We start from the raw sequence: 24,445 nt of genomic DNA, 5'->3' as shown, positions 1-24,445 counted from the left end.
TCCTCCGCGCTTTCGGCGCGTCATTTTCCCGCCGGTCAGGCGGGAAGCCCGCCGCAGGCGGAAGGCGCGGCGGCCCCTAGGGGCCGCTCCACCGTTCGTGGTAGCTCCTCCCCCCGGCGGACGGGGCGTCTCCTCCCATAGAAGTAGACGGACTTGATTCCCTCGTCTGACGCCACGCCGTGCCTCGTTTGGTGAGATTAGTAGCACCAGCGCGGCGGGCTCGGGTGACAATGGCCGCGGACGTGCCCCCAGAGGTGCTTTCGCAACCAGCCGCCGCCGACAACGGAGGTAGGGCAATGCCAGGAATGCGACCGACACAGGTCACCGGCGAACGGGATGAGGACGACAGCATCTCCGCGCGGCGGCGCAAGGCGGTCCGTTACGTCGTACCCGTCGCGGTAGTCGGCGTCACCGCGGCGACGATCGGGCTCGTACCGGCCTTCGCCGGCTCCGGTGCCCCCGATCTGCCGAAGATCTCGGCCGAGGAACTCATCGCCAGGGTCGCGAAGTCGGATGTGCAGCAGATGTCCGGCACGGTCAAGGTCACTACTGACTTGGGGCTCCCGTCGCTGCCGGGCCTCGGCTCGGTCGGCGGCAAGGGCAAGGGCGAGGGCGGATCGACCGCCGACCCGCAGTCCAAGCTGATGGAGCTCGCGTCCGGTTCGCACACCCTGCGCATCGCCACGGACGGCCCGGAGAAGCACCGTTTGTCTGTCATCGACGACGCCGCCGAGTACAGCGTGATCCACAACGCCGACGAGGTGTGGGCGTACGACTCCGGGACCAACTCCGCTTTCCACGCCACCGCGCCCAAGGACGGTGGCAAGCACGAGAAGTCCGACGAGCATGCACGGCCGCACGCCCCGGAGGACTTCACTCCGCAGCGGTTCGCCCAGCAAGCCCTGAAGGCCGTGGACGACACCACCTCGGTGGCGGTCAACGGCACGGCGAAGGTCGCCGGCCGGGACGCGTACGTGCTGCGCATCGCGCCGAAGCAGTCGGGCTCCACGATCGAGTCCGTACGGATCGCCGTGGACGCGCAGAAGTGGGTGCCGCTGAAGGTCACGGTCGCTCCGAGCAGCGGCGGCAAGGCCATTGTCGACGCGGGCTTCACCTCGGTGGACTTTGCCAAGCCCGATGCCAAGACCTTCCACTTCACTCCGCCCAAGGGCGCCAAGGTGACCGAGCAGAAGGACATCGAAAAGGACAGCCGGCACCACCAGGGACCGGAGCTTCCCATGGCGCCGGGCGTCGGCGAACTGGGTGATCTGGGCGATGTGTCCGGGCCTGGTGCCAAGACCTTCGGCAAGGGCTGGGCCACGGTCGTCCAGTTGAAGGCTCCGGACGGCGCGCACGCCAAGGGCACGCGCGGCGAGGGGGCGGACCAGAAGCAGTTCCTGGACATGTTCGGCGACAAGGTCACCGGAGAGTTCGGCTCCGGGAGGGTGTTCAGCACCCGCCTGTTCAATGCCCTGCTGACGGACGACGGCGCGGTGTACGCCGGAGCGGTCGACAAGGCCACGCTGGTGAAGACCGCCAACCAGGCGAAGTAGGCCACGGCCCGGATCGGCCCGCCCGTCACAGCAGGCGGGCCGCGCCCAGCGGAGAAGGGGTACGGAGGCGGTGGAGGAGATGCCCGGCGACGACGCCGTGATCGTGACGCGGGGCCTGACCAAGCGGTTCCGGGGCGGGCAGCTCGCCGTCGACGGGCTCGACCTCTCCGTACCCCGTGGCAGCGTCTTCGGATTTCTCGGCCCCAACGGCTCCGGCAAGACCACCACCATCCGCATGCTGCTGGGCCTGATCCAGCCGACGTCCGGCAGCGCCCAGGTGCTGGGCAGGCCCATGCCGCGCTCTGCCCGCCATGTGCTGCCGGACGTCGGCGCGCTCATCGAGGGTCCCGCCCACTACGGCTTTCTCTCCGGCCGGGACAACCTTGTCCGGTACGACGCCGCCGACCCCACCGCCGATCCACGCACCCGGGCGGCCCGGGTCGCGGCGGCCCTGGACCGGGTCGGGCTGGCCGCCGCCGCGGGCAAGAAGGCCCGGGCGTACTCGCTCGGTATGAAGCAACGGCTCGGGCTGGCCGCGGCCCTGCTCCAGCCGCGCCGGCTCCTCGTTCTCGACGAGCCGACCAACGGCCTCGACCCGCAGGGCATGCGCGAGATCCGTAGCCTCGTCCGGGAGCTGGCCGCCGACGGCACGACCGTCTTTCTCTCCTCCCACCTTCTCGACGAGATCGAGCAGGTGTGCACACACGCGGCGGTGATGGCCAGGGGCCGGCTGCTCGTCCAGGGCCCGGTCGCCGAGCTGGGCGCGGACGCCCGCAGCCGGCTGGCCGTCACCACTGCCGACCCGGCCGACGCCGTACGCGTCCTGAAGGAGCACGGGGTCCTGGACCTCGTCGCCGCCGACGACCAGGTGACCGGCGAACTGCCCGCCGACCCGCCCGACCTGGCGGATCTCAATTCCGCGCTGGTCCGGGCCGGGGTACGGGTCCGCGGCTTCGGCATGCAGCGGACCTCACTCGAGGACGCGTTCGTGGCCCTGACCGGGGAGGGTTTCGATGTCGCAGGCTGAGCTGACCGTGGCCCCCAGCCCCAAGGTGCTGTGGTCGCTCGGGCTCTTCCGCAGCGAGCTGGGCACGACCTTCCGCCGCTGGCGGACCCTCGCGCTGCTCGCAGTTCTCGCCGCGGTGCCCGTCCTGGTCGGGACCGCCCTGAAGATCGACGGTGGCCCGGCGGGGGGTGGCGGTGGTGGGGGCGGGGGCGAAGGGCCCCCGTTCATCGCGCAGGTCACGGGCAACGGCCTGTTCCTTGTCTTTACGTCCCTCGCCGCCACGCTGCCGTTCTTCCTGCCGATGGCCGTCGGTGTGGTGGCGGGCGACGCGATCGCGGGTGAGGCGGGCGCGGGGACGCTGCGCTATCTGCTGGTCGCACCCGTGGGCCGTACGCGCCTGCTGCTCGCCAAGTACGCGGCCACGATGGCCTTCTGTCTGGTGGCGACGCTTGTGGTGGCGGCCTCCGCGCTGGCTGTCGGGGCCCTGCTCTTCCCGCTCGGGGAGGTCACGCTCATCTCGGGCACGACAGTCTCCTTCGGCGAGGGGCTGGTCCGGGCCGTGGGCATAGCAGCGGCGGTCGCGGGCTCGCTGATCGGGGTCGCGGCGCTGGGCCTGTTCGTCTCCACGCTCACCAACAGCGGTGTCGCGGCCATGGCGACGACGGTCGGGTTGCTGATCACGGTCCAGATCCTCGACACCGTCCCGCAGCTGCACGCGATCCATCCGTACCTCTTCCCGCACTACTGGCTCGGCTTCGCGGACCTGCTGCGCGACCCCGTCACCTGGGAACAGACGGTGCGGAACCTCGGTCTGCAGGGGCTGTACGCGGTGGTGTTCGGCAGCGCGGCCTGGGCGCGGTTCACGGCCCGGGACGTCACGGCGTGAGGGCGCCGCGTCGTCCCGTGCCGGGGGATCAGAAGGTGAGCTTCCAGCCGTCGATGTAGCCCGTGTCCTGCGCGGCGACGTCCTGCACCCGCAGCTTCCACGTGCCGTTCGCGACCTCGGCGGAGGCGTTGACCGTGTAGGTGGCGATGATGTTGTCGGCTGAGTCGAACCCGCTGGAGTTCTTCAGCCGGTAGGCGGTCCCGTCGGGTGCGAGCAGGTCGATGACCAGGTCACCGCGCCAGGTGTGCTTGATGTCGACGCTCACCTTCAGTGTGGAGGGCGCGTTGCCGGTACGGCCGGTGACGTCGACGGGTGAGCTCACCGCGGCGCCGTTGTCGGGGATGGCGACGTCGGCGGTGTTCTCGTAGACGGAGCTGGGCGGAATGGTGCCGCCGGCGCTCAGTGTCCAGACGGCGTGGGCGATGGCGTCGCTGTTCCGGTCCAGGGCGGTGTCGTCGATGTTGGAGCTGGTGTCGCAGGAGGAGTGGTAGCAGCTGTCGAAGGCGCGTCCCGCGGTGCCGCCCCACTTCTGGGCCTGAGCGGAGGTTTTGATGTAGTCGGCGCCGGTGAACAGGCCGCCCACCGGGATGCCGGCGTTCTTGAACGGCGCGTGGTCGGAGCGGCCGTCCCCCTCGGTTTCGATCTCGGTGGGGATGCCCTTGGCCGCGAACCATTCCTTGAAGACGGACTCCAGCTGCGGGTCGTCGTCGTAGACGAAGTAGCCGGGGTTCGGCGAGCCGATCATGTCGAAGTTGAGATAGCCGTCGATCTTCGCCCGGTCACCGGCGGAGAGGCCGTCCACGTAGTTCTTCGAGCCGACCAGGCCCAGCTCCTCCGCGCCCCACCAGGCGAAGCGCAGATGCTTGGCGGGCTGCAGGCCCTCGCGGGAGACGGCGAGCGCGGTCTCCAGGATGGCCGCGGAGCCGGAGCCGTTGTCGTTGATGCCGGGGCCGGAGTTGACGGAGTCGAGGTGGGCGCCGGCCATGATGACGTGATTGGCGTCGCCGCCCGGCCAGTCGGCGATCAGGTTGTAGCCGGTGCTGCCGCTGTAACTGAACTGCTTCAGGGCGGTGGTGAAGCCCGCGGCGTCCAACGTGCCCTTCACGTAGTCGATCGAGGCCTTGTAGCCGGGGCGACCGTGGGCACGGTTGCCGCCGTTGGCGGTGGCGATGGACTGAAGCCGGCTCAGGTGCGCTGTGACGCCTGCGACGGGGATGTCGGGCGCGTCGGCGACCGCGCTCTGCGTGGCCTGCACGGCAGAGGCGGCGGGAAGTGCGACAAGAGCGCCGGAGCTGATCAGCGCGGCTGCCACGGCGGCCGTGGTGGCCCGGCGTATGGACAGTCTTCGGCCGGCGCGGTGGTGGTTGTGGGGGGTGGATGATGACATGGGTGAGGGCTCCGAATTCCGAGGGGTCAGGACGGAATGACTTTGAGGCGCCCTGCGGTGGGGGCGACCGCAGGGCGCTGGAGCATGCTCGTTTTTGACGCGAGCATGATGATGCTCAGCGAGCGATTGACATCCCGTCAAGACGGAATCCGGACACCCCTGATCGAATATCGAATTCCCCCGCGTACGGCTGCCTTCGGCGCCCTTGAGTGCACGGGTTCCAACCGGCGTGCAGGAGGATCAGCGAGCTGCGCAACGCGCGGGGCCCGGTTTGCCTTGACCTCTGCGACGGTTGAGGCGCGTGACCAGCGGGGTCAGGTCGCGGGGATCGGTGAACCGCACGGCATCCCGGATCGGCTAATTCGCGTTAGGCAGTAGGTCAGGGGGTGAGGTCGAGAACACGCACCTGCTGGCCTTTCCACTTCTCCGGGACTGCGGTGGCGACAACGGCGCCATCTGGCCGATCGGCAGTGGGCTGGGCTGCATACAAGGCGTGCGCGATCGCCCAACTGGTCTCACGCGCCACCGCGAGCGCGGCAGGCAGGTCCAGTTCCAGCACCGTGATGCCGGGCAGGGCAGCGATGTGCTCGGCGGTACCGGAACGCGAACGGTCGGCCTCGACCAGCGCGCACGCCGGAGCATAGAGAAACCAGCCCGGCTCGGCGTGCGCGCGGTGGATCAGTCGGGAGGCCAGGACGTTGCCCTGACCCGCGGCGACCATGGCCGCATCGTCCAGGACGACGTGCAGGGTGTTGGTCACAGGGTGCCCGCCTCGGCCAAGCGGCGGTCCAACTCGGCGTCCAGGTCTGCCTGCTCGGCCTCGGTGGGGTTGTAGCCGTTCCACTCCCGTAGTGCGTCGCGGGCCTTCTCGGCGCGGTCAGCGCGCTCGGCAGGGGTGAGCAGGGTGTCGGCGAGGTGAGCGAGGTAGGCGCGCAGGGAGAGCCCCTCGGCGGCCGCTATCTCAGCGAGCCGATCGCGAGCTTCGGCGGGGATGCGGATGTTGGCGTCGGACACGGTGAGGCTCCTTCCACTCATCCCTACAGGATACGGGTACGCACCCGTACCCGTGAGCGTTCGGACCGCTTTCAGGTCCTGCCCAATTTGTGGGGCTCAGTCGACAGCGGGGAAGCCGCCCGCCTTCACGCCTGCTATGAAGGCACTCCATGCCTCGCTTGAGAAGAGCAATGCGGGGCCGTGCGGGTCCTTGCTGTCCCGGACGGGGACGAGGCCAGGGATGCCGTCGGCCATCTCCACGCAGTCCCCACCGTCGCCGTTGCTGTAACTGCTCTTCCGCCAGGCGGCAGCGCTCAGGTCCGGGGTGGTTCGCATGGCGTCCAGTCCTCCATTGCTGCTCGGATCATCGCCTCGGAGTCGTGGGGCGAGACGGCCATGGCCCTGAGCAGATCGTAGGACTCGCGGCGTTCGGCCACCCAGTCCCGGTCCTCGATGTATCCGGCCCATCAGAGCCCGGACTCCGAAGCGGTGCTCCCGGCCGTCTCGCGGAAAGCGTCAGGCGTGGGAGGACTGGGCCTCCGCGTCCGTGGCCGCGAGGGGGACGGCCGGGGGCTCGGCCGCGCCGCCGGCCGCTGCCGCGGCGGACCGGAGCGCCGCGCGGCCGCGGTGGGACGTGCGCAGCGCGTCCCATGTCAGTACGGCCAGCGCGAGCCAGACCAGTGCGAAGCCCGCCCATCGCTCCGGCGGCATCTCCTCGTGGAAGACCACGAGCCCGAGTACGAACTGGAAGGTCGGGGTGACGTACTGCAGCATCCCGATCGTCGACAGCGGAAGCCGTACGGCCGCCCCTCCGAAGCAGATCAGCGGCAGCGCCGTGGCCAGCCCGCAGCCCGCGAGCAGCAGCGCATGCCCCGTGCCCTCGGTGGCGAAGGTGGACTGCCCGCGCGCGCCGAGGAAGAGCAGAAAGCCGAGCGCGGGCAGGAACTGTACGGCCGTCTCGGCCGCGAGCGATTCCAGCCCGTCCAGCCCGATCCGCTTCTTGACCAGGCCATAGATGCCAAAGGAGAACGCGAGTGTAAGCGCGATCCACGGCAGTCTGCCGTAGCCGACGGTCAGTACGGCCACCGCGGCGACGCCGATGCCGACCGCCGTCCACTGTGCGGGCCGCAGCCGCTCCCGCAGCAGCAGTACGCCGAAGGCGATGCTGACCAGCGGGTTGATGAAGTAGCCCAGCGCCGTCTCGACCACATGGCCGGTGTTGACGCCCCAGATGTACATGCCCCAGTTGGCCGAGATGACGGCCGCGGCCAGGGCTATCAGGCCGAGCCGCCGGGGCTGCCGCAGCAGCGGGCCGATCCAGGACCAGCGGCGCAGGACCAGCAGGATGACGACGACGGCTGCCAGCGCCCACACCATGCGGTGGGCCAGGATCTCGACCGCGCTGGAGGGCTCGAGCAGCGGCCAGTAGAGCGGGAAGAAGCCCCACATGCCGTATGCGGCGAAGCCGAGGGCGAGACCGGTGCGCTGCTCGTTCGTCGGCTTCAAAGGGTCCTCCCTGGATCGTGCGTCGTCCCGTCGACGGTAGCGGGCACGGGCTCGGCTGTCATGTCCGTATCGCTGAACGGTCGTGACAGAAGCGGGTGAGGGGATGGGAGGGACGGACGACGCCGCCCGCGCCTTCAGGCGCGGGCGGCGTCATGTCGCGTAAAGACGGCTGGGCTCAGCCGAGGACGGTCCAGGTGTCGTTGCCGGTGAGCAGCGCGGCCAGGTCGCCCTTGCCCTTCTGCTCTATGGCGGCCTCGAGCTGGTCGGCCATGGCGTTCTCGTAGACCGGCCGTTCGACGCTGCGGAAGATCCCGATGGGGGTGTTGTGCAGGGTGTCGGCGTCGGCGAGGCGGCTCAGCGCGAACGCCGTGGCGGGGGAGGGGGTGTGGGCATCGTGGACCAGTACGCCGTCGGTGCCGTGGGTGGCCACGTCGATGATCCTGAGGTCGCCGGTGACCGGGTCCCGTACCACGCCCTTGGAGCCCAGGCCGTCCGCCGCGGGCGCCCCGAAGCGGATCGGCTGCCCGTGCTCCAGGCGGATCACGGCCTCCTCCGCCGTCGACTTGTCCTTGAGGACCTCGAAGGCCCCGTCGTTGAAGATGTTGCAGTTCTGGTAGATCTCCACCAGGGCTGTGCCTGGGTGGGCGGCGGCCTCGCGCAGCACCTGGGTGAGATGCTTGCGGTCGGAGTCGATCGTGCGGGCGACGAAGGACGCCTCGGCGCCGATGGCGAGTGAGACCGGGTTGAAGGGCGCGTCGAGGGAGCCCATGGGCGTCGACTTCGTGATCTTCCCGACCTCCGAGGTCGGGCTGTACTGACCCTTGGTCAGGCCGTAGATCCGGTTGTTGAACAGCAGGATCTTCAGGTTCACATTGCGGCGCAGCACATGGATCAGGTGGTTGCCGCCGATCGACAGTGCGTCGCCGTCACCGGTGACCACCCATACGCTCAGGTCGCGCCGGGAGGAGGCCAGGCCGGTGGCGATGGCCGGGGCGCGGCCGTGGATGGAGTGCATCCCGTAGGTGTTCATGTAGTACGGGAAGCGGGAGGAGCAGCCGATGCCGGAGACGAAGACGATGTTCTCCTTCGCCAGGCCCAGCTCGGGCATGAAGCCCTGCACGGCGGCGAGCACCGCGTAATCACCGCAGCCGGGGCACCAGCGCACTTCCTGATCGGACTTGAAGTCCTTCATGGTCTGCTTGGTCTCGGCCTTGGGCACCAGGCGGAGCGGATCCACCCCGGTCTGCGCTCGGCCGGTGCCTCCAGCCGACACGCCCCCCGTCATCGTCTCAGCCATCGATGGCCTCCTTGAGCGCATCAGCGAGCTGCTCGGCCTTGAAGGGCAGGCCCCGTACCTGGGTGATGGACTGGGTGTCCACCAGGTACTTCGCTCGTAGCAGGGTCGCCAGCTGGCCGAGGTTCATCTCCGGTACGACCACTTTCTCGTAACGCTCGAGCACCCGGCCAAGATTCCGTGGGAAGGGGTTGATGTGGCGCAGATGGGCCTGGGCGATCACGCCCCCTGCGCCGCGGATGCGCCGCACGGCCGCGGTGATGGGCCCATAGGTGGAGCCCCAGCCCAGTACCAGCACCTTCGCATCGCCGGTGGGGTCGTCCGCTTTGATGTCGGGCACGGTGATGCCGTCGACCTTGGCCTGGCGGGTGCGCACCATCAGGTCGTGGTTGGCGGGGTCGTAGCTGATGTTGCCGGTCCCGTCCTGCTTCTCGATGCCGCCGATGCGGTGCTCCAGCCCCGGCGTCCCCGGAATCGCCCACGGCCGGGCCAGGGTGTGCGCATCGCGCTTGTACGGCCAGAACACCTCGGTGCCATCCTCGGTGACATGGTTGGGGCCGGTGGCGAACTGCACCCGCAGATCGGGCAGTTCATCGATCTCCGGGATCCGCCACGGCTCGGAACCGTTGGCCAGATAGCCGTCGGAGAGCAGGAAGACCGGCGTGCGATACGTCAGCGCGATCCGAGCCGCCTCCAGCGCCATGGTGAAGCAGTCAGCCGGCGTGGCCGGGGCGATGACCGGCACCGGCGCCTCGCCGTTGCGCCCGTACATCGCCTGCAGCAGATCCGCCTGCTCGGTCTTGGTCGGCAGCCCCGTGGACGGCCCGCCCCGCTGGATGTCCACCACCAGCAGCGGCAGCTCCAGCGAGACCGCCAGACCGATGGTCTCCGACTTCAGCGCGATCCCCGGACCGGAGGTGGTGGTCACCGCCAGCGAGCCGCCGAACGCCGCGCCCAGCGCCGCCCCGATCCCGGCGATCTCATCCTCGGCCTGGAAGGTCCGCACACCGAAGTTCTTGTGCTTGCTGAGCTCGTGCAGGATGTCCGAGGCCGGAGTGATCGGGTACGAGCCCAGGAACAGCGGCAGGTCGGCCTGCTGGGAGGCGGCGACCAGGCCGTAGGACAGCGCCAGGTTCCCCGAGATGTTGCGGTAGGTGCCGGTGGGGAAGGCCTGGGTCGCCGGCGCCACCTCGTAGGAGACCGCGAAGTCCTCGGTGGTCTCGCCGAAGTTCCAGCCCGCCCGGAAGGCGGTCACATTCGCCTCCGCCACCTGCGGCTTCTTGGCGAACTTGCGGCGCAGGAACTTCTCGGTGCCCTCGGTGGGCCGGTGGTACATCCACGACAGCAACCCGAGCGCGAACATGTTCTTGCTCCGCTCGGCCTCCTTGCGGGAGAGCTCGAAGTCCTTCAGCGCCTCGACCGTCAGCGTGGTCAGCGGCACCGGATGCACGCTGTATCCGGACAGCGAGCCGTCCTCCAGCGGACTGCTGTCGTAGCCGACCTTGGCCATCGCCCGCTTGGTGAACTCATCGGTGTTCACGATGATCTCCGCGCCGCGCGGCACATCCCCCAGGTTGGCCTTGAGCGCCGCCGGGTTCATCGCGACCAGCACATTCGGCGCGTCACCCGGCGTGAGAATGTCATGATCGGCGAAGTGCAGCTGGAAGCTGGAAACCCCGGGCAGGGTTCCGGCAGGGGCACGGATCTCGGCCGGGAAGTTCGGCAGGGTGGAAAGGTCGTTGCCGAACGAGGCGGTCTCCGAGGTAAAGCGGTCACCGGTCAACTGCATACCGTCACCCGAGTCGCCCGCAAAGCGGATGATCACTCGGTCGAGACGCCTGACCTCCTTGGCCCGGTCTCGATGCTCCCCGTTGACTGACCCATCGGCCCCCTGGGCCTGGGTGCTGACCTGGCTGGTCACTGAACTGGACCTCCTTCGAGGCGGCGACGCTGGAGTCCCTTGTCCGCAAGGGCGGGCGTGGACGTGTCGACCGGTTGTCCCACTCGCCACTCTACGTCGGTAAGGGTCGCCTTCCCGGCCGGTATCAGATATCGGACATCCATTTGAGACATCCGGCTGTGCCGATTTACCACGATTAGCCCACCTCTTACGCAACTGCCTGGCGTATGCGCAATCTGACAGCGCATCAGTCCATGACGAGTCGAGGCCACTGAGAACAGCCTGGGCGGGACGGTGATCGATATCACTGCGTGCGAGCCTCGGCCCTCCCTGTTTCGATCACTGATCGCGTTCCGGCGGTGGCGTTGCGTGTGGGATCACCAGCTTGGCAGGAACGCCGGAGGCGGGAGGTCGGACGCGCCAGAGGGTACCGGACGGTGATGGTCCGTGTACGAGGCGAGGCGGAGGCGGTGAGCCGTGCCCGCCGGACCCGATCTTGGCGCCCCCTCGGACGTGGACGGGAGACCGGCTCGATTCGGCCACGACCGTCGCCCGAGACCACCCGCGGTCGCCGTCGGCCGGGACCGTGCGAACACCGCTGGTCAGGGGCGGTTCGAACAGGTCGCACGGCCGAGCGGGCCCCCCGTGACCGGCGTCCCGGGAGGGACAGGTGGCATTAAGTAGGGACAACCCCACCTCAGCCGTGAGACGGCTGCTCACAGCACCCCTGGCAGGGCCTAGACTCCGGTGGCGTACAGATCGTCGAACAAGAGCAGCCAGGGAGCGAGGGGCGGACGTGACGGCACCTGTGCAACTGGCGGCGGACTACTTCCAAAGCTATTCGGTAATCGGCCTGCTCGCCGCGATCGGCGTGCTCTTCGTCGCCGTGGCCTTCGGCGCCGGCCGGCTGCTGCGGCCTGCCGTGCCGACGCAGGAGAAGCTGCTCACGTACGAGTGCGGCGTGGACCCGGTCGGCGAGGGCTGGGCCCATACGCAGGTCCGCTACTACGTCTATGCCTTCCTGTATGTGATCTTCGCGGTGGACTCGATCTTCCTGTTCCCGTGGGCGACGATCTTCGCCGCGCGGGGCTACGGCGGGACGACGCTGGTGGAGATGTTCGTCTTCCTCGGCTTCCTCGCTGTGGGCCTGCTCTACGCCTGGAAGAAGGGCGTCCTGGAATGGACGTGACACCCACCCCCGTCGAGCTGCCCGAGCCGCGCAGGCTGGGCCCGCTGGCCCGGCTCGCGCCCGAGCCCATGAAGGTCGTCCTGAACTGGGGCCGCCGCTACAGCCTGTGGGTCTTCAACTTCGGTCTCGCCTGCTGTGCGATCGAGTTCATCGCCGCGTCGATGTCGCGGCACGACTTCATCCGGCTCGGCGTGATCCCCTTCGCGCCGGGACCGCGCCAGGCCGACCTGATGGTCGTCTCCGGCACGGTCACCGACAAGATGGCGCCCGCGGTGAAGCGGCTGTACGAGCAGATGCCGGAGCCGAAGTACGTCATCTCCTTCGGCGCCTGCTCCAACTGCGGCGGACCGTACTGGGACTCGTACTCGGTGACGAAGGGCGTCGACCAGATCATCCCCGTCGACGTGTACGTACCCGGCTGCCCGCCGCGGCCGGAAGCCCTGTTGCAGGGCATTCTCAAGCTGCAGGAGAAGATCGCGCGCGAGTCCCTGCGGGACCGGTACGGCCCTGGTGCGGATGCGGGGAACGGCCTCGGCCGCCCCTCGACGGCCGCACTGCGCAGCGGCCTGGTGACTCCGCCGACGTCTTCCGCCGGCTCCGCCGGCGCGTCGTCCGAGTCCGCAGCAGAGGAGGGCGGCCAGTGAGCGAGCCCACCGAGCCGATCCGCCCGGCTCGGCCGAGTGCGGACGCGGACGGTCCGGACACACCTCAGGCAGCGCAGTCCGCGGTGCCGGAGCCGGCCGCCGAGGCGGCGGAGACGGCGGTCACCGCCGAGCAGCCGCCCGTCGGGTGGCTGCCGCGTCCTGCCGCCGAGCTCTTCGGCGAGGGCGCGACCGCCGAGGAAGCGTACGGCCTGCTCACCGTCGACGTGCCGGCCGACGCCTGGATCCAGGCGCTGGAGACCGCACGGGACACGCTCGGCTGCACCTACTTCGACTGGCTGAGCGCCGTCGACGAGCCGGGCGACGGCTTCCGTGTCGCCGCCCATGTCGTGGCACTCGGCCGGCCTGCGGGCGGTACCGAGGTCTCCGCCGCAGGTGCCGCGGTGCACCGGCTGCTGGTGCGGACAACGGTGCCGCACGATGCGCCCGCGCTCCCGACCGCGACGGGTGTGTACGCGGGCGCGGCCTGGCACGAGCGCGAGACGCACGAGATGTTCGGCATCGAGTTCCCGGGCCACCCCCACCTCGTACCGCTGCTGCTCCCCGAGGGCTTCGAGGGGCATCCGCTGCGGAAGGACTTCGTCCTGGCGGCGCGGGTGGCCAAGGCCTGGCCCGGCGCGAAGGAGCCGGGGGAGTCCGACCACGGGGGTCCGAAGCGGCGGCAGATGCTTCCGCCCGGTGTGCCCGACCCCAACGAGTGGGGCCCGCTCAAGGGAACGCTGCCCCCAGCGCCTGCCCGCCCGGCCCGCGCCGCACGCGCTGCGGGAGCCGGGGCGGCGGGTGAGCGCCCGCGCCGCGCTCGCACGGCGGCCGCGGGCTCGGCGAGCCAGCAGGCCGCGGGGCCCGATGCCGCAGCCGAGCGGCCCGTACGTCGTGCGCGGAGCGCGAGTGAGGGGTCGGCGAGCCAGCGGGCCGAGGGCACGGCACCGGCCGAGCCGGCCGAGCCCCGCCGCCCACGCAGCGCCGACGCGCCCTGGCACCACGCCAAGCCCGCGTTCGAGGAACCGGAGCCCGAGGTCGGCACGCAGACGCAGACCGGGGCGGACGCCGGCGCCGCGGCGGAGGCGGCCGCCGGGCCGGACACCCGCGGGTCCGAACAGCCGGCCCACGGCGCAGCCTCTGCCGAGGGCAGGGACGCCGCGGCCGAAGGTGACAAGCCCGCTGCCCGACCGAAGACCGACAGCGAAGGAAACCAAGGAGGCGAGACCGCGTGAACGACGTCGTCGACGTCATCTGGCGGCTGCTCGCCGTCTTCGTCGCCTTCCTCGTGCTGCCGCTCGTCATCGGCCAGACCGAGCACAAGGTCATGGCCCATATGCAGGGCCGGCTCGGCCCGATGTACGCCGGCGGCTTCCACGGCTGGGCCCAGCTCATCGCCGACGGCGTGAAGTTCGCGCAGAAGGAAGATGTCGTACCCCGCGGCGCCGACCGCCGGATCTTCCAGCTCGCGCCGGCCGTCGCGCTGCTGCCGTACCTCCTGGTGCTCGTCGCGATCCCGATAGGACCGGGCAAGGGCGCCGTCGGCCAGGTCATCGACGCGGGCATCTTCTTCGTACTCGCCGTGATGGGCGTCGGCGTGCTCGGCTCGCTCATGGCCGGCTGGGCCTCGGCGAACAAGTTCTCCCTGCTCGGCGGCCTGCGTACGGCCGCCCAGCTGCTCGCGTATGAGCTGCCGATGCTGCTCGCCGCCGGCTCGGTGGCGATGGCCGCCGGCACCGTCTCCCTCGTCGGGATCGTCGACGCCTTCCACTGGTGGTGGGTGCCCTGGCAGATCGTCGGCGGTTTCGTCTTCTTCACCGCCGGGCTCGCCGAGCTCCAGCGGCCGCCGTTCGACATGCCGGTCGCGGACTCCGAGATCATCTTCGGTGCGTACACCGAGTACACCGGGCTCCGCTTCGCGCTGTTCCTGCTCGCCGAGTACGCGGGCATCATCGTGCTCTGCGGCCTGACCACCGTCCTGTTCCTGGGCGGCTGGCACGGCCCGTCCGGCGCCGAGGGCCTGGGCTGGCTGTGGACCCTGCTCAAGACCGCGATCCTCGCCTTCGGCGTGATCTGGCTGCGAGTCACCTACCCGCGGCTGCGCGAGGACCAGCTGCAGAAGCTCGCCTGGACCCTGCTCATCCCGCTGGCGCTGGCCCAGATCGCGCTCACCGGCATCGTGAAGGTGGTGATCCAGTAATGCCCAGCCCGTCTCCCGACCTCCCGCCCGTCTCCCACCACCGCCCTCAACAGCCCTCCGGGCGGCCCCGGTCGTCAATCCCCGGCAGTGGCCTGGCCAAGGGCCTGGCCGTCACCCTCAAGGCGATGACCCGGCGCGCCCACACCGCGCAGTACCCGGAGGTACAGCCCCACCTGCCGCCCCGCAGCCGCGGTGTGATCGGGCTGTTCGAGGAGAACTGCACGGTCTGCATGCTGTGCGCGCGCGAGTGCCCGGACTGGTGCATCTACATCGACTCCCACAAGGAGACGGTGCCGGCCGCCACCCCCGGTGGGCGCGAGCGCAGCCGGAACGTGCTGGACCGCTTCGCCATCGACTTCTCGCTGTGCATGTACTGCGGTATCTGCATCGAGGTGTGCCCGTTCGACGCGCTGTTCTGGTCGCCGGAGTTCGAGTACGCGGAGGAGGACATCCGCGACCTCACCCATGAGCGCGACAAGCTGCGCGAGTGGATGTGGACGGTGCCCGCGCCGCCCGCGCTGGACCCCGCCGCAGAGGAGCCCAAGGAACTCGCCGCCGCCCGCAAGACCGCCGAGAAGCTCGCCGCCGCCGAGGAGCAGGCCCGGCAGGAACGACAGCGGGAAGACACCCGGCAGGAGGGGGAGGCGTGACCGCGCTCGCCGCACAGGCGCCCGGCTTCCTGTCCCCGACCGGTGTCGAGATCGCCTTCCTTCTCGTCGGCCTCGCCACGCTCGGCGCGGCCGTCATGACCGTCACCACCAGGCAGTTGGTGCACGCCGCCCTGTGGCTGGTTGCCGCGCTCGGCGGGCTCGCCGTCGAGTATCTGCTTCTCACCGCCGAGTTCATCGCCTGGGTGCAGGTGCTGATCTACGTCGGCTCCGTCGTCGTCCTCCTCCTCTTCGGGCTGATGCTGACCAAGGCTCCGATCGGCCGGTCGCCGGACGCGAACTCCGGCAACCGCTGGGCCGCGCTCACCGTAGCCGTCACCACCGCGGCGGCCCTGGTCTGGGTGGTCGTGGACGCCCTCCGTACGACCTGGATCGACCTCGACGGCCCGGTCCAGGGCTCCACCCGGATCTCTGGGGAGATCCTCTTCCGGTACTGGGTGCTGCCGTTCGAGGCGCTGTCCGTGCTGCTGCTCGCCGCGCTCGTCGGCGCCATCGTCCTGTCCCGCAAGAGCGGCAAGGAGCGTTGATGCACCTCGCCTATCCCGCCGTGCTCGCCGTGCTGCTCTTCTGCACCGGCCTGTACGGCGTCCTCGCCAGACGCAACGCGATCCTCGTTCTGATGTCCGTCGAGCTGATGCTCAACGCCGTCAACCTCAACCTCGTCGCCTTCGACGTCTGGATCCGCGACACCCTGCACTCCGGCCAGGCGCTGACCCTGTTCACCATCACCATCGCGGCCGCCGAGATCGGCATCGGCCTGGCGATCGTCCTGGCCGTCTACCGCAACCGCGGCACCTCGGACGTCGACCGGCTCCGGGACCTCGCCGAGACCCGCGGTGACGCCGACGACACCGCCGGCTCCCAGGACCCGGCACAGAAGGCGGAGGCCGCCGCGTGACGACCACGACCCTCGCCGTTCTCGTCCCCCTCCTTCCCTTTCTCGGCTCGGTCGCCGGCCTGCTCCTGGGGCGTACGGCCCCGGGGTTCGTACGGCCGCTCGCCGTACTGCCGACCCTCGCCTCGGCGGTGCTCGCCGTCCTCGTCGCCGCACGGCACGGGGCCGGGGGAGAGACCGTCGACGCCGCCACGCGGCTGACCCCCACCGGCTCCGTCCCGATCGACCTCGCCCTGCACCTGGACGGCTTCGCGGTGCTCGTGGCGATCCTGGTCGGGGTCGTCGCGACCTGCGTGCAGATCTACTCCACCGGATATCTGCGCAACGACCCGCGCTACCCCTCGTACGCCGCGCTGGTCTCCCTGTTCACCTCCGCGATGCTGCTCGTCGTCTACTCCGGCGACCTGATGGTGTTGCTGGTCGGCTGGGAGATCATGGGCATCTGCTCGTACTTCCTGGTCGGCCACTACTGGGAGACCGAGGCCGCCCGGTCCGCCTCCCTCAAGGCCTTCCTGGTCACCAAGCTCGGTGATGTGCCGTTCCTGTTCGGCCTGTTCGCGCTGGCCGCCGATGCCGGAACGTTCCGCATCAACGGCATCCTCACCGCCGCCGTCTCCGGCCACGGCCTGGACCACCCGACCCTCATCGCGCTGCTGCTGCTCGCGGGTGTGGCGGGCAAGTCCGCGCAGTTCCCGCTGCACACCTGGCTGCCCGACGCCATGGCCGGCCCGACGCCGGTCTCCGCGCTCATCCACGCCGCCACGATGGTCGCGGCGGGCGTGTACTTCGTTGCCCGGCTGCTGCCCGTCTTCACCTCCTCCGCCGTCGCCCTGGCCGTCCTCGCCGTCATGGCCGCCGTCACCATGGTCGGCTCCGCGCTCGCCGCGCTCGCCCAGGACGACATCAAGCGCGTACTCGCCTACTCCACCGTCGGCCAGCTCGGTTACATGACCGGCGCCCTGGCGGTCGGCAACCGCGACGCCGCCGTCTTCCACCTGCTGTCCCACGGCGCGTTCAAGGCGCTGCTGTTCCTCGGCGCAGGCGTGATCATCAGCGCCGCCGGGACGAACTCCCTGGCCGCCATGTCCCGGATGAGCGGCCTGACCCAGCGCATCCCCGACGCGTACTGGACCGTCACCGTCGCCCTCCTCGCGCTCGCCGCCTTCCCGCCCTTCGCCGGCTTCTTCTCCAAGGAAGCCGTCCTGGGCGCCGCCGAGCACGCCGCGACGGGAGAGGCCGCACACATCCCGGCCGCCGTCGGCTGGACCGTCCTGGTCTCCGGGCTGCTGACCGCCCTCCTCACCGCGGCATACGCCGCCCGCCTCTGGCTCCTCGCCTTCCGCGGCCACGGCGCACCCGCCCCCGACGACCGCAAACAGCCGCTGGCCATGAACGCCGTGCTGTGGGTCCTGTTCATCCCCACCGCCGGCCTCGGCCTCACCGTCGGCCTCCTCCCCGGCTGGTTCGACGGCCACTCGCTGAACCCGACCCTGAACACCTCCGTTCTCGGCACCGGCCTCGCCCTGGTCGGCGGCATCGTCACGTACGGCGCCTGGCGGCACACCACGGCCCTCGCCCGCCGGCTCCCGGTCGGCGCCGTCGCCGCCCACCCGCACGCCGAACCCGCCCTGACCGAGATCGAGGCCATCGACACCCACGAGGCGGTCTACGGCGACATCGCCGAGGCGAAGGACCCCGCCGACCCGGGCCGCCTCCTCCTCGGCCCCCTCCACCGCGCCGCGGCACACGGCTTCCACCTCGACGCCGTGTACACCGCCCTGTTCGTACGCCCCGTGCGCGGCGCGGCCCAGCTGGTGCGGTTCCTCGACCGCGAGGTCGTCGACACCTACGTCAGCGGCTCGGGCCTCGGCGCCCGCCTGCTCGGCGCCGCCGTCCGCCGCGCCCAGACCGGCAATGTGCAGACCTATCTCAGCGCGCTGCTTGCCGGCTCCGTCGTCCTGGCGGTCGCCGCCGTACTCGTCGCTGCCGGAGCGTGAGCCGTGAATGCCCTGATCAACGCCACCGCCATGCAGTACCTCCTCGCTGCCGTCGTCGTCCTCCCGCTGCTCGGCGCCGTCGCGGCGATGCTGCCCGCCCCGCCCGGGCTGCGGGGGCGCAACCCGGAGCAGGCGGTCCTGCGGCACGGCATCACCGTCACCGGTGTGGTCCTCGTCCTCGCCATCGCCCTGGCCGTCGGCTTCGACCACGACCACCCCGGGCGGTTCCAGGCCACCACCGACCTCAGCTGGATCCCCGCCCTCGACGTGCGCATCCATCTGGGCATCGACGGCGTCTCGCTCCCCCTCCTCGTCCTCACCGCGCTGCTGACGTTCCTCAGCGCGCTCTACAGCTACTTCCGGCTGCCGGCAGGCGGTTCCGCCAAGGGCTTCGTCGCGCTGCTGCTGGTCCTGGAGTCCGGCACCCTCGCCACCTTCGCGGTCCTGGACCTGCTGCTGTTCTTCCTGGCCTTCGAGATGGTGCTCATCCCGATGTACTTCCTCATCGCCCGCTGGGGCGGTGAGGGGCGCCAGGCCGCCGCCTGGAAGTTCATCCTCTACACGGTGCTCGGCTCGGTCGTCATGCTGCTCGGCCTCCTCCTCATCGGGCTCAAGGGCGGCACCTTCGACATGGTGGCACTCGCCACTGACAAACAGTCGTCGCTCAGTCACACCACGCAGCTGATCGCCGTCCTCGCCATCGGTACCGGTCTCGCCGTGAAGACCCCGATGTGGCCGCTGCACACCTGGCTTCCGGACGCCCACACCGAGGCCCCGACCGTCGGCTCAGTGCTCCTGGCCGGCGTGCTGCTGAAGATGGGCACCTACGGCTTCGTACGGATCCTGCTGCCCATCACCCCCGAGGGCATCCACGCCTTCGCCCCGTACCTGGCCGCGTTCGCCGCCGTCGGCATCATCTACGGATCCCTGGCCTGCCTCGCCCTCGCCCGCCCGGGTGTGAAGGGCGATCTCAAGCGCCTGATCGCCTACTCTTCCGTCGGCCACATGGGCTTCGTGCTGCTCGGCATCGCCACCCTGACCCCCACCGGCCTCAACGGCGCGCTGTTCGCCAACATCGCCCACGGCCTGATCACCGGCCTGCTGTTCTTCCTGGTCGGCGCGGTCAAGGACCGCTACGGCACCTCCGACCTCGACCGGCTGTCCGGAGCCACCGGCGCCGCCCTCTACGGCGTGGCCCCGCGCCTCGGCGGACTGCTCGTCTTCGGCGCCGTCGCCTCCCTCGGACTGCCCGGCCTCGCCGGCTTCTGGGGCGAGATGCTGGCGATGTTCGGCGCGTTCCGGCCCGCCGCGGGCCTGAGCCGCCCCACCTTCCTCACCTTCATGGTGCTGGCCGGTATCGGCACCCTGCTGACGGCCGCGTACATGCTCGTCGTCGTACGCCGCGTCTGCATGGGCGAGCCCACCGAGAAGACCGCGGCCGCCGCCCGGCCGGCGGTCCTCGCCGACGTCCAGGGCTACGAGTTCGCCGCCTGGACCCCCCTCGTCGCCCTCACCGTCCTCGCCGGACTGTGGCCCGCCGCCCTCCTCGGGCTCACCGACCCGGCCGTGAAGATCCTCCTCGGAGGAGGCAGCTGATGACCTCCCTCGCCCTGAGCCTCGCATCGGCTCCCGCCGTGAACCTCGCCGAGAGCAAGGTTCAGTCCATCGACTGGCTCGCCATCGCGCCGCCGACCATCGCGGCCGCCTTCGGCCTGCTTGTCCTCGTCGCCGACCTGTTCGTCCCCGAGCAGCGAAAGCGCCTCCTCGGCGGGATCTCCATCGTCGGCCTGGCCCTCGCCGCGCTGTCCCTGCTGCCCCTCCTCGACGGCCACCGGCGCACCTTCTGCCTGAGCGGCCACCCCGGCATCTGCTCGTACGCCGCCGACCACTTCGCCCTGGTCATCCAGCTGCTGGTGCTCGTCGCGGCGCTGCTCACCGCCCTGCTGTCCATCAGCGCGGTGGAGGAATCCAAGCTCCCCGCGGGCGAGTTCTGGTTCCTGCTGCTGTCCTCCGCGGCCGGCGCCGCCCTGCTCCCGGCCGCCCGCGACCTGACGACGCTCGTCGTCGCCCTCGAAGTGGCCTCGCTGCCCTCGTTCGCCCTGGTGGGCCTGCGCCGCGGCGACCGCCTCTCCTCCGAGGCGGCGCTGAAGTTCTTCCTCTCCTCCGTCGCCGCGACCGCCGTGACGCTGCTGGGCGTCAGCTTCCTGTACGCCGGCACCGGCAGCCTGTACCTGTCCCAGGTCGCCCACGGCCTTACGGACGTGCCCGCGCGCCTAGGCACCCTCACCGCCGCGGGCGTCGCCCTCACCCTCGTGGGCTTCGCCTTCAAGACCGCGGCCGTCCCGTTCCACTTCTGGGTCCCGGACACCTACGTCGGCGCGCCTCTCCCCGTCGCCGCGTACCTCTCCGTCATCGGCAAGGCCGTCGGCTTCTCGGGCCTCATCGTCGTGACGGTCCTGGCGTTCCCCTCGTACACCCAGGTGTGGGGGCCCGTCATGGCCGTACTCGCCGCCCTCACCATGACCGTGGGCAACGCCGCGGCCCTGCGCCAGCGGGCCGACCGCGCCCACAGCGCCGTACGGCTGCTCGCCTGGTCCTCGGTCGGCCAGGCCGGCTATCTGCTGGTCCCGATCGCGGCCGCGGCGTACGTCGACGAACCGGGCCGCGCCATCGGCTCCACCGTCGCGTACGCCCTGATGTACGCCGCGGTGAACCTCGGCGCCTTCGCCGTCGCCGCCGTCGTGGGCCGTACCAGCCCGGTCAACCGCATCGCCGACTACCGCGGCCTGTACGCCAGCCGCCCGCTGGCCGCTCTCGCGCTGGGCTTCTTCCTGCTGTGCCTCGCGGGCCTGCCGCCGGGCGTCATCGGCCTCTTCGCCAAGGTCACCGTGTTCGCCGTCGCCCTCGAGGCGGGGCTGGGCTGGCTGGCCGTCGTCATGGCCGTGAACGTCGTGATCGCGCTGTACTACTACCTCCAATGGACGGCCGTCCTCTTCCGGGCTCCGGCCGCCGCGCCGGAGGGTGTGGCCGAGCCCGTCCGGCACCCGCTGCCGGCGCCCCTCACCGCCGTCATCGGCCTCGCGGCCGTGCTCGGCGTCGGCCTGTCCGGCGCCCCGCAGCTCGTCCTCCGCTTCGCCTCCCAGACTCTGCTGTGAGGCGTGCGGTGTGAGGCGTGCGCTGTGAGGCCTGCGCTCTGAGGCTGCGCTGTGAGGCGTGCCCCAGACGGTGCACAAGGGAACTAGCCGCTGTCGCCTCGCGTTGACCAGTGCGGGAAGGTCCACTGGAAAGTGGCACAAGCCAAGAGGCTTCCCCCTGCTGCACCACTGGGAGGGCGTACCGTGCACCGCCGGCACAACGGGTTGAGAACCGCCGTACTGCTCGGGGGACTGTCCGCACTCATCATCATCATCGGCAGTTTCTTCGGCCGTACGGGGCTGATCGTCGCGGTCATCGTGGCGCTCGGCACCAACGCCTACGCTTACTGGAACAGCGACAAGCTGGCCCTGCGCGCCATGCGCGCGCGCCCGGTGAGCGAGTTCGAGGCCCCTGGCCTCTACCGCATGGTGCGCGAGCTCTCGACAGCCGCGCGCCAGCCCATGCCGCGGCTGTACATCTCGCCGACCCAGGCCCCGAACGCCTTCGCGACCGGCCGCAACCCGCGCAACGCCGCCGTCTGCTGCACCGACGGCATCCTGCGCATCCTCGACGAGCGCGAGCTGCGCGGCGTCATCGGGCACGAGCTGAGCCATGTCTACAACCGCGACATCCTCATCTCGTCGGTCGCGGGCGCCCTGGCCTCGGTCGTGATGTTCCTGGTGAACTTCGCCTGGCTGATTCCGATAGGCCGCTCGGACGACGACGAGGGGCCCGGCCTCTTCGGGATGCTCCTGATCATGATCCTTGGTCCGCTCGCGGCAAGCCTGATCCAGCTGGCGGTGAGCCGGTCCCGGGAGTACGAGGCCGACGCCTCCGGCGCCCAGCTCACCGGCGATCCGCTCGCCCTGGCCAGCGCGCTCCGCAAGCTGGACGCGGGTACGAAGCAGCTGCCGCTGCCGCCCGAGCCGCGCCTGGAGACCACGAGCCACCTGATGATCGCGAACCCGTTCCGCCCCGGAGACGGGCTGTCCAAGATGTTCTCCACCCACCCGCCGATGGCCGAACGGATCGCCCGACTCGAGCAGATGGCGGGTTACCGACGGTGAAGACGCTCCTGAATCTGATCTGGCTCGTCCTGTCGGGCTTCTGGATGGCGCTCGGCTACATCCTCGCGGGCATCATCTGCTGCATCCTGATCATCACCATGGTGATCCGGGGAGCAGCATCACGCGGGGATCGATCCGTCCTTCAACCCGCATAGGGGGCAGCAGCTCAGCAGCCGGAAGCGACACCCGCGTAACGCCTGACAGAGCCGCGTCGACCCGCTCCCAGGTGCCATCCGCGATCCACTCGTTGAAGTACTTCGAGGCTGTGCTCGTCGAGCCGTACTCAGCCCGCAGCGCGGGCCATGCCGCGCCAGTCCGGGCCTTGGCCAGAATCGCGTTCACCGATCGGCGTACAGCGCCCCGGCGCCCTTCCGGGAGGAGGTGAGCGACTGCGCTCCACTCCTCGTCGGACAGATCAGAGGCAGGCACGCTCCGTCCGCCAGCGCGGTACCAAGCCTGCACGGTGCAGGGAACCCCGCCCCTCTTGACGGGTACCGCTCCTTCGATGAAGACCCGTAGGTCGAGGAGTGACAGGACCTCGGCTTGATCGTGCGGTTCCATCTCGGCAAGCCCCGTGCGGGCCCTCTCTGTAAGCGCCTTCAGATCCCGCGCCCGCTGGTCCGACTCTTCCATCTCGGAGAGCCATGCGGCAGCTTCATCCCGGAGTTCCTGCAGTTGCTCCAACTCTTCGTTAAGTGTTCTCGTCGCCGCAGCGATTGCCTCCGGAGATTTCTTTTCCTTCGCCGTTGCCACGATCACCGCAGTTATAGCGGAGTTCAGGTCTTCGATCTGCCGATCAAGCTCCGTGATGCGATCGGCATGCGCCGTCTTGTCGCCTTGTGCCATGCCGAGCCATTCTGCGGCGAGTTCCTCTAGTTTCTGAGAATTTCCAAGCAGCTCCACTACCTCATGCCACACCCGGGATTCAACCGCATCCGCGTCCATGTACGAGCAATCACAGACGCTCTGTCCGGGAACCTTCTGGTTTTTTCCGCTGCAGAGGTAGACGCGATAGCCAGCCTTCACAGCTTCTCGGCTCTGGCCGGTGTAGTGAGATTTGCACAGTCCGATGATGCGGCGTGTGAGGGGATAGCAGGCTCGGTTGCGATTGCTCCGATTCGCGGACTCCGCGACCTTCTGACGCAGAGCGGCTGCCTCTTCCTCTGAAAGGATTCGAGGAAGGGTGATCGTGACGGACCCACCCCACATGGGTACGCCATCAGCATCCGTCTTGGCGTGCACACCGCGGAAAACCAGCTCACCGTCTAGAACGGGCCGAGACATCAGGCGATCCCGCAGGTTGGCCCTAGTCCAGGGTTTGCCCGAGCGGCAAGTGATCCTCTTGGCATTCAGGCGCATAGCCACCTGGCGGAGGTTCAGCCCCTCGCCCACGATCATGTCGTGCACACGGCGAATCACTGCTGCCTCTTCCTCGTCGATTACGAGGAAAGATCCCTTCTGGCCCTTGCCTTCGATGCTGTAACCGAACGGCGCGCGACCGCCGATGTGCGGCGCCCCGTCCTCTAACGCCTTCTCCTGGAGCCCGTCCTGCGTGCGCGAGCGGATGGTTTCCCATTCCGTCTCGGCATAGTCAGCAGCGCGGCGCATCTCAGCTCGACCTGCGGCAGTCGTGTTGTCGACGTCCTTGTCGACAAGTGCCACGAAGACGCCGATGTCTTCCAATGCCCACACCCAGCGCCAGAAGGCCCGACCCGTCCGGCCGATCCGGTCCCCCTTGGCCACTGCCACGACGTCGAACATGCCGTGGCGCGCGTCCTCCATGAGTCGATCGAAGTCGCCTCGCTGCCCCATCTCAAGTGAGCCCGAGACACCATCGTCCCTGTACGTGCCGACGTGCTTCCAGCCCTTTTTCGCGAAGTAACTGGTGGTCCTGCGGGACTGGCTGGCTGTGCCGTAACCGCGCTTCTGCTCCTCAGTGCTGACCCTCAGATAGTCCACAGCCCGGAGCATGCGAACGGCTGTAGCCTGTGCTGCGACCTTGCCCGAGACGCTTGCAGGTGTGCTTTCATTGGCCATGTCGACTCCACATCAGTCGGCCAGCCCCGGGACGGTTGCCGCCGTCGCCGGGGCGCGTTGTATAGAACCAGCGTATCGGGAAATCTGACAC

At 69.7% G+C, this 24,445-nt stretch carries 22 protein-coding genes and 1 pseudogene; 15 read left to right on the top strand and 8 right to left on the bottom strand.

From position 1 onward, the window contains the following. Positions 1-296 precede the first annotated feature (296 nt). From ACY34J_RS25095 to ACY34J_RS25085, 3 genes are all read left to right on the top strand, one after another. Positions 297-1,553: a LolA family protein gene (locus tag ACY34J_RS25095; protein WP_462728879.1), complete on the top strand. Its 1,257-nt coding sequence runs from the start codon at positions 297-299 to the stop codon at positions 1,551-1,553. A 79-nt stretch (positions 1,554-1,632) separates the two neighbouring features. Further along, positions 1,633-2,580 carry an ABC transporter ATP-binding protein gene (locus ACY34J_RS25090; protein ID WP_462728884.1) on the top strand — a complete coding sequence of 316 codons (948 nt, stop codon included), beginning with the start codon at positions 1,633-1,635 and terminating at the stop codon, positions 2,578-2,580. Then, entirely contained in the window at positions 2,567-3,445 is an 879-nt protein-coding gene (locus ACY34J_RS25085) for an ABC transporter permease (protein ID WP_462728878.1), read from the top strand. The genes ACY34J_RS25090 and ACY34J_RS25085 overlap by 14 nt, the downstream gene beginning before the upstream one ends. A gap of 28 nt (positions 3,446-3,473) precedes the next feature. Here ACY34J_RS25085 and ACY34J_RS25080 read toward each other — a convergent pair whose 3' ends face one another. The 7 genes from ACY34J_RS25080 to ACY34J_RS25050 form a co-directional block, all read right to left on the bottom strand. After that, positions 3,474-4,832 carry a M28 family metallopeptidase gene (locus tag ACY34J_RS25080; protein ID WP_462728877.1) on the bottom strand — a complete coding sequence of 453 codons (1,359 nt, stop codon included), beginning with the start codon at positions 4,830-4,832 and terminating at the stop codon, positions 3,474-3,476. 379 nt (positions 4,833-5,211) lie between these two features. Beyond that, positions 5,212-5,553 carry a PIN domain-containing protein gene (locus ACY34J_RS25075; RefSeq protein WP_462728883.1) on the bottom strand — a complete coding sequence of 114 codons (342 nt, stop codon included), beginning with the start codon at positions 5,551-5,553 and terminating at the stop codon, positions 5,212-5,214. A gap of 35 nt (positions 5,554-5,588) precedes the next feature. After that, positions 5,589-5,846, bottom strand: coding sequence for a hypothetical protein (locus ACY34J_RS25070; RefSeq protein WP_462728876.1), 258 nt, complete (start codon positions 5,844-5,846; stop codon positions 5,589-5,591). A 96-nt stretch (positions 5,847-5,942) separates the two neighbouring features. Further along, a complete protein-coding gene (locus tag ACY34J_RS25065; protein ID WP_462728875.1) occupies positions 5,943-6,161 on the bottom strand; it encodes a DUF397 domain-containing protein in 219 nt (72 codons plus the stop codon). 180 nt (positions 6,162-6,341) lie between these two features. After that, positions 6,342-7,331 carry an EamA family transporter RarD gene (gene rarD / locus ACY34J_RS25060; protein WP_462728874.1) on the bottom strand — a complete coding sequence of 330 codons (990 nt, stop codon included), beginning with the start codon at positions 7,329-7,331 and terminating at the stop codon, positions 6,342-6,344. A gap of 175 nt (positions 7,332-7,506) precedes the next feature. Beyond that, positions 7,507-8,628 carry a 2-oxoacid:ferredoxin oxidoreductase subunit beta gene (locus ACY34J_RS25055; RefSeq protein WP_462728873.1) on the bottom strand — a complete coding sequence of 374 codons (1,122 nt, stop codon included), beginning with the start codon at positions 8,626-8,628 and terminating at the stop codon, positions 7,507-7,509. Beyond that, positions 8,621-10,546: a 2-oxoacid:acceptor oxidoreductase subunit alpha gene (locus tag ACY34J_RS25050; RefSeq protein WP_462728872.1), complete on the bottom strand. Its 1,926-nt coding sequence runs from the start codon at positions 10,544-10,546 to the stop codon at positions 8,621-8,623. Before ACY34J_RS25050 ends, ACY34J_RS25055 begins: the two co-directional genes overlap by 8 nt. Before the next feature lie 775 nt (positions 10,547-11,321). Here ACY34J_RS25050 and ACY34J_RS25045 point away from each other — a divergent pair. The 12 genes and pseudogenes from ACY34J_RS25045 to ACY34J_RS24990 form a co-directional block, all read left to right on the top strand. After that, the gene (locus ACY34J_RS25045) at positions 11,322-11,714 is read left to right on the top strand and encodes an NADH-quinone oxidoreductase subunit A (protein ID WP_462728871.1); all 393 of its coding nucleotides are present in this window, start codon (positions 11,322-11,324) and stop codon (positions 11,712-11,714) included. Beyond that, the gene (locus ACY34J_RS25040; RefSeq protein ID WP_462728870.1) at positions 11,705-12,358 is read left to right on the top strand and encodes an NADH-quinone oxidoreductase subunit B; all 654 of its coding nucleotides are present in this window, start codon (positions 11,705-11,707) and stop codon (positions 12,356-12,358) included. The genes ACY34J_RS25045 and ACY34J_RS25040 overlap by 10 nt, the downstream gene beginning before the upstream one ends. Next, positions 12,355-13,590 (top strand): NADH-quinone oxidoreductase subunit C, encoded by a 1,236-nt coding sequence (locus tag ACY34J_RS25035; RefSeq protein WP_462728869.1) that lies wholly within the window; start codon positions 12,355-12,357, stop codon positions 13,588-13,590. The genes ACY34J_RS25040 and ACY34J_RS25035 overlap by 4 nt, the downstream gene beginning before the upstream one ends. Further along, on the top strand, positions 13,587-14,555 hold the full coding sequence (locus ACY34J_RS25030; RefSeq protein ID WP_462728868.1) for a complex I subunit 1/NuoH family protein: 969 nt from the start codon (positions 13,587-13,589) through the stop codon (positions 14,553-14,555). The genes ACY34J_RS25035 and ACY34J_RS25030 overlap by 4 nt, the downstream gene beginning before the upstream one ends. 125 nt (positions 14,556-14,680) lie before the next feature. Next, positions 14,681-15,205, top strand: coding sequence for a 4Fe-4S binding protein (locus ACY34J_RS25025; RefSeq protein ID WP_462728882.1), 525 nt, complete (start codon positions 14,681-14,683; stop codon positions 15,203-15,205). Further along, positions 15,202-15,750 (top strand): NADH-quinone oxidoreductase subunit J family protein, encoded by a 549-nt coding sequence (locus ACY34J_RS25020; protein ID WP_462728867.1) that lies wholly within the window; start codon positions 15,202-15,204, stop codon positions 15,748-15,750. Before ACY34J_RS25025 ends, ACY34J_RS25020 begins: the two co-directional genes overlap by 4 nt. After that, positions 15,750-16,121, top strand: coding sequence for an NADH-quinone oxidoreductase subunit NuoK (gene nuoK / locus ACY34J_RS25015; RefSeq protein WP_462728866.1), 372 nt, complete (start codon positions 15,750-15,752; stop codon positions 16,119-16,121). The genes ACY34J_RS25020 and nuoK overlap by 1 nt, the downstream gene beginning before the upstream one ends. Next, positions 16,118-18,115: an NADH-quinone oxidoreductase subunit 5 family protein gene (locus ACY34J_RS25010; RefSeq protein ID WP_462728865.1), complete on the top strand. Its 1,998-nt coding sequence runs from the start codon at positions 16,118-16,120 to the stop codon at positions 18,113-18,115. Before nuoK ends, ACY34J_RS25010 begins: the two co-directional genes overlap by 4 nt. A gap of 30 nt (positions 18,116-18,145) precedes the next feature. Then, positions 18,146-19,711, top strand: a complete 1,566-nt coding sequence (locus tag ACY34J_RS25005) for a complex I subunit 4 family protein (RefSeq protein ID WP_462728881.1) — start codon at positions 18,146-18,148, stop codon at positions 19,709-19,711. Continuing rightward, a complete protein-coding gene (locus ACY34J_RS25000; RefSeq protein ID WP_462728864.1) occupies positions 19,711-21,270 on the top strand; it encodes an NADH-quinone oxidoreductase subunit N in 1,560 nt (519 codons plus the stop codon). The genes ACY34J_RS25005 and ACY34J_RS25000 overlap by 1 nt, the downstream gene beginning before the upstream one ends. Positions 21,271-21,453: 183 nt before the next feature. After that, the gene (htpX, locus tag ACY34J_RS24995; RefSeq protein WP_462728863.1) at positions 21,454-22,317 is read left to right on the top strand and encodes a zinc metalloprotease HtpX; all 864 of its coding nucleotides are present in this window, start codon (positions 21,454-21,456) and stop codon (positions 22,315-22,317) included. Then, positions 22,314-22,418 (top strand): annotated as a pseudogene (locus ACY34J_RS24990) (YccF domain-containing protein); the annotation flags it as partial. The gene htpX and the pseudogene ACY34J_RS24990, both read left to right, overlap by 4 nt. Here the strand turns inward: ACY34J_RS24990 and ACY34J_RS24985 are convergent. Then, positions 22,411-24,354: a recombinase family protein gene (locus tag ACY34J_RS24985; RefSeq protein WP_462728862.1), complete on the bottom strand. Its 1,944-nt coding sequence runs from the start codon at positions 24,352-24,354 to the stop codon at positions 22,411-22,413. The pseudogene ACY34J_RS24990 and the gene ACY34J_RS24985 sit on opposite strands and share 8 nt — an antisense overlap. Between the last annotated feature and the right edge of the window lie 91 nt (positions 24,355-24,445).

The sequence above is a fragment of the Streptomyces sp. HSS9-12 genome, from assembly GCF_054963655.1.
The sequence above is the reverse complement of the archived record's forward strand: the minus strand, read 5'-3'. Positions and strand labels throughout refer to the sequence as shown.

Coding starts and splice junctions, on each gene's coding strand:
- ACY34J_RS25095 (WP_462728879.1), top strand. CDS start 297: ATGCCAGGAATGCGACCGACACAGGTCACCGGCGAACGGGATGAGGAC.
- ACY34J_RS25090 (WP_462728884.1), top strand. CDS start 1,633: ATGCCCGGCGACGACGCCGTGATCGTGACGCGGGGCCTGACCAAGCGG.
- ACY34J_RS25085 (WP_462728878.1), top strand. CDS start 2,567: ATGTCGCAGGCTGAGCTGACCGTGGCCCCCAGCCCCAAGGTGCTGTGG.
- ACY34J_RS25080 (WP_462728877.1), bottom strand. CDS start 4,832: ATGTCATCATCCACCCCCCACAACCACCACCGCGCCGGCCGAAGACTG.
- ACY34J_RS25075 (WP_462728883.1), bottom strand. CDS start 5,553: ATGGTCGCCGCGGGTCAGGGCAACGTCCTGGCCTCCCGACTGATCCAC.
- ACY34J_RS25065 (WP_462728875.1), bottom strand. CDS start 6,161: ATGCGAACCACCCCGGACCTGAGCGCTGCCGCCTGGCGGAAGAGCAGT.
- ACY34J_RS25055 (WP_462728873.1), bottom strand. CDS start 8,628: ATGGCTGAGACGATGACGGGGGGCGTGTCGGCTGGAGGCACCGGCCGA.
- ACY34J_RS25040 (WP_462728870.1), top strand. CDS start 11,705: ATGGACGTGACACCCACCCCCGTCGAGCTGCCCGAGCCGCGCAGGCTG.
- ACY34J_RS25025 (WP_462728882.1), top strand. CDS start 14,681: ATGACCCGGCGCGCCCACACCGCGCAGTACCCGGAGGTACAGCCCCAC.
- nuoK (WP_462728866.1), top strand. CDS start 15,750: ATGCACCTCGCCTATCCCGCCGTGCTCGCCGTGCTGCTCTTCTGCACC.
- ACY34J_RS25005 (WP_462728881.1), top strand. CDS start 18,146: ATGCAGTACCTCCTCGCTGCCGTCGTCGTCCTCCCGCTGCTCGGCGCC.
- ACY34J_RS25000 (WP_462728864.1), top strand. CDS start 19,711: ATGACCTCCCTCGCCCTGAGCCTCGCATCGGCTCCCGCCGTGAACCTC.
- ACY34J_RS24985 (WP_462728862.1), bottom strand. CDS start 24,354: ATGGCCAATGAAAGCACACCTGCAAGCGTCTCGGGCAAGGTCGCAGCA.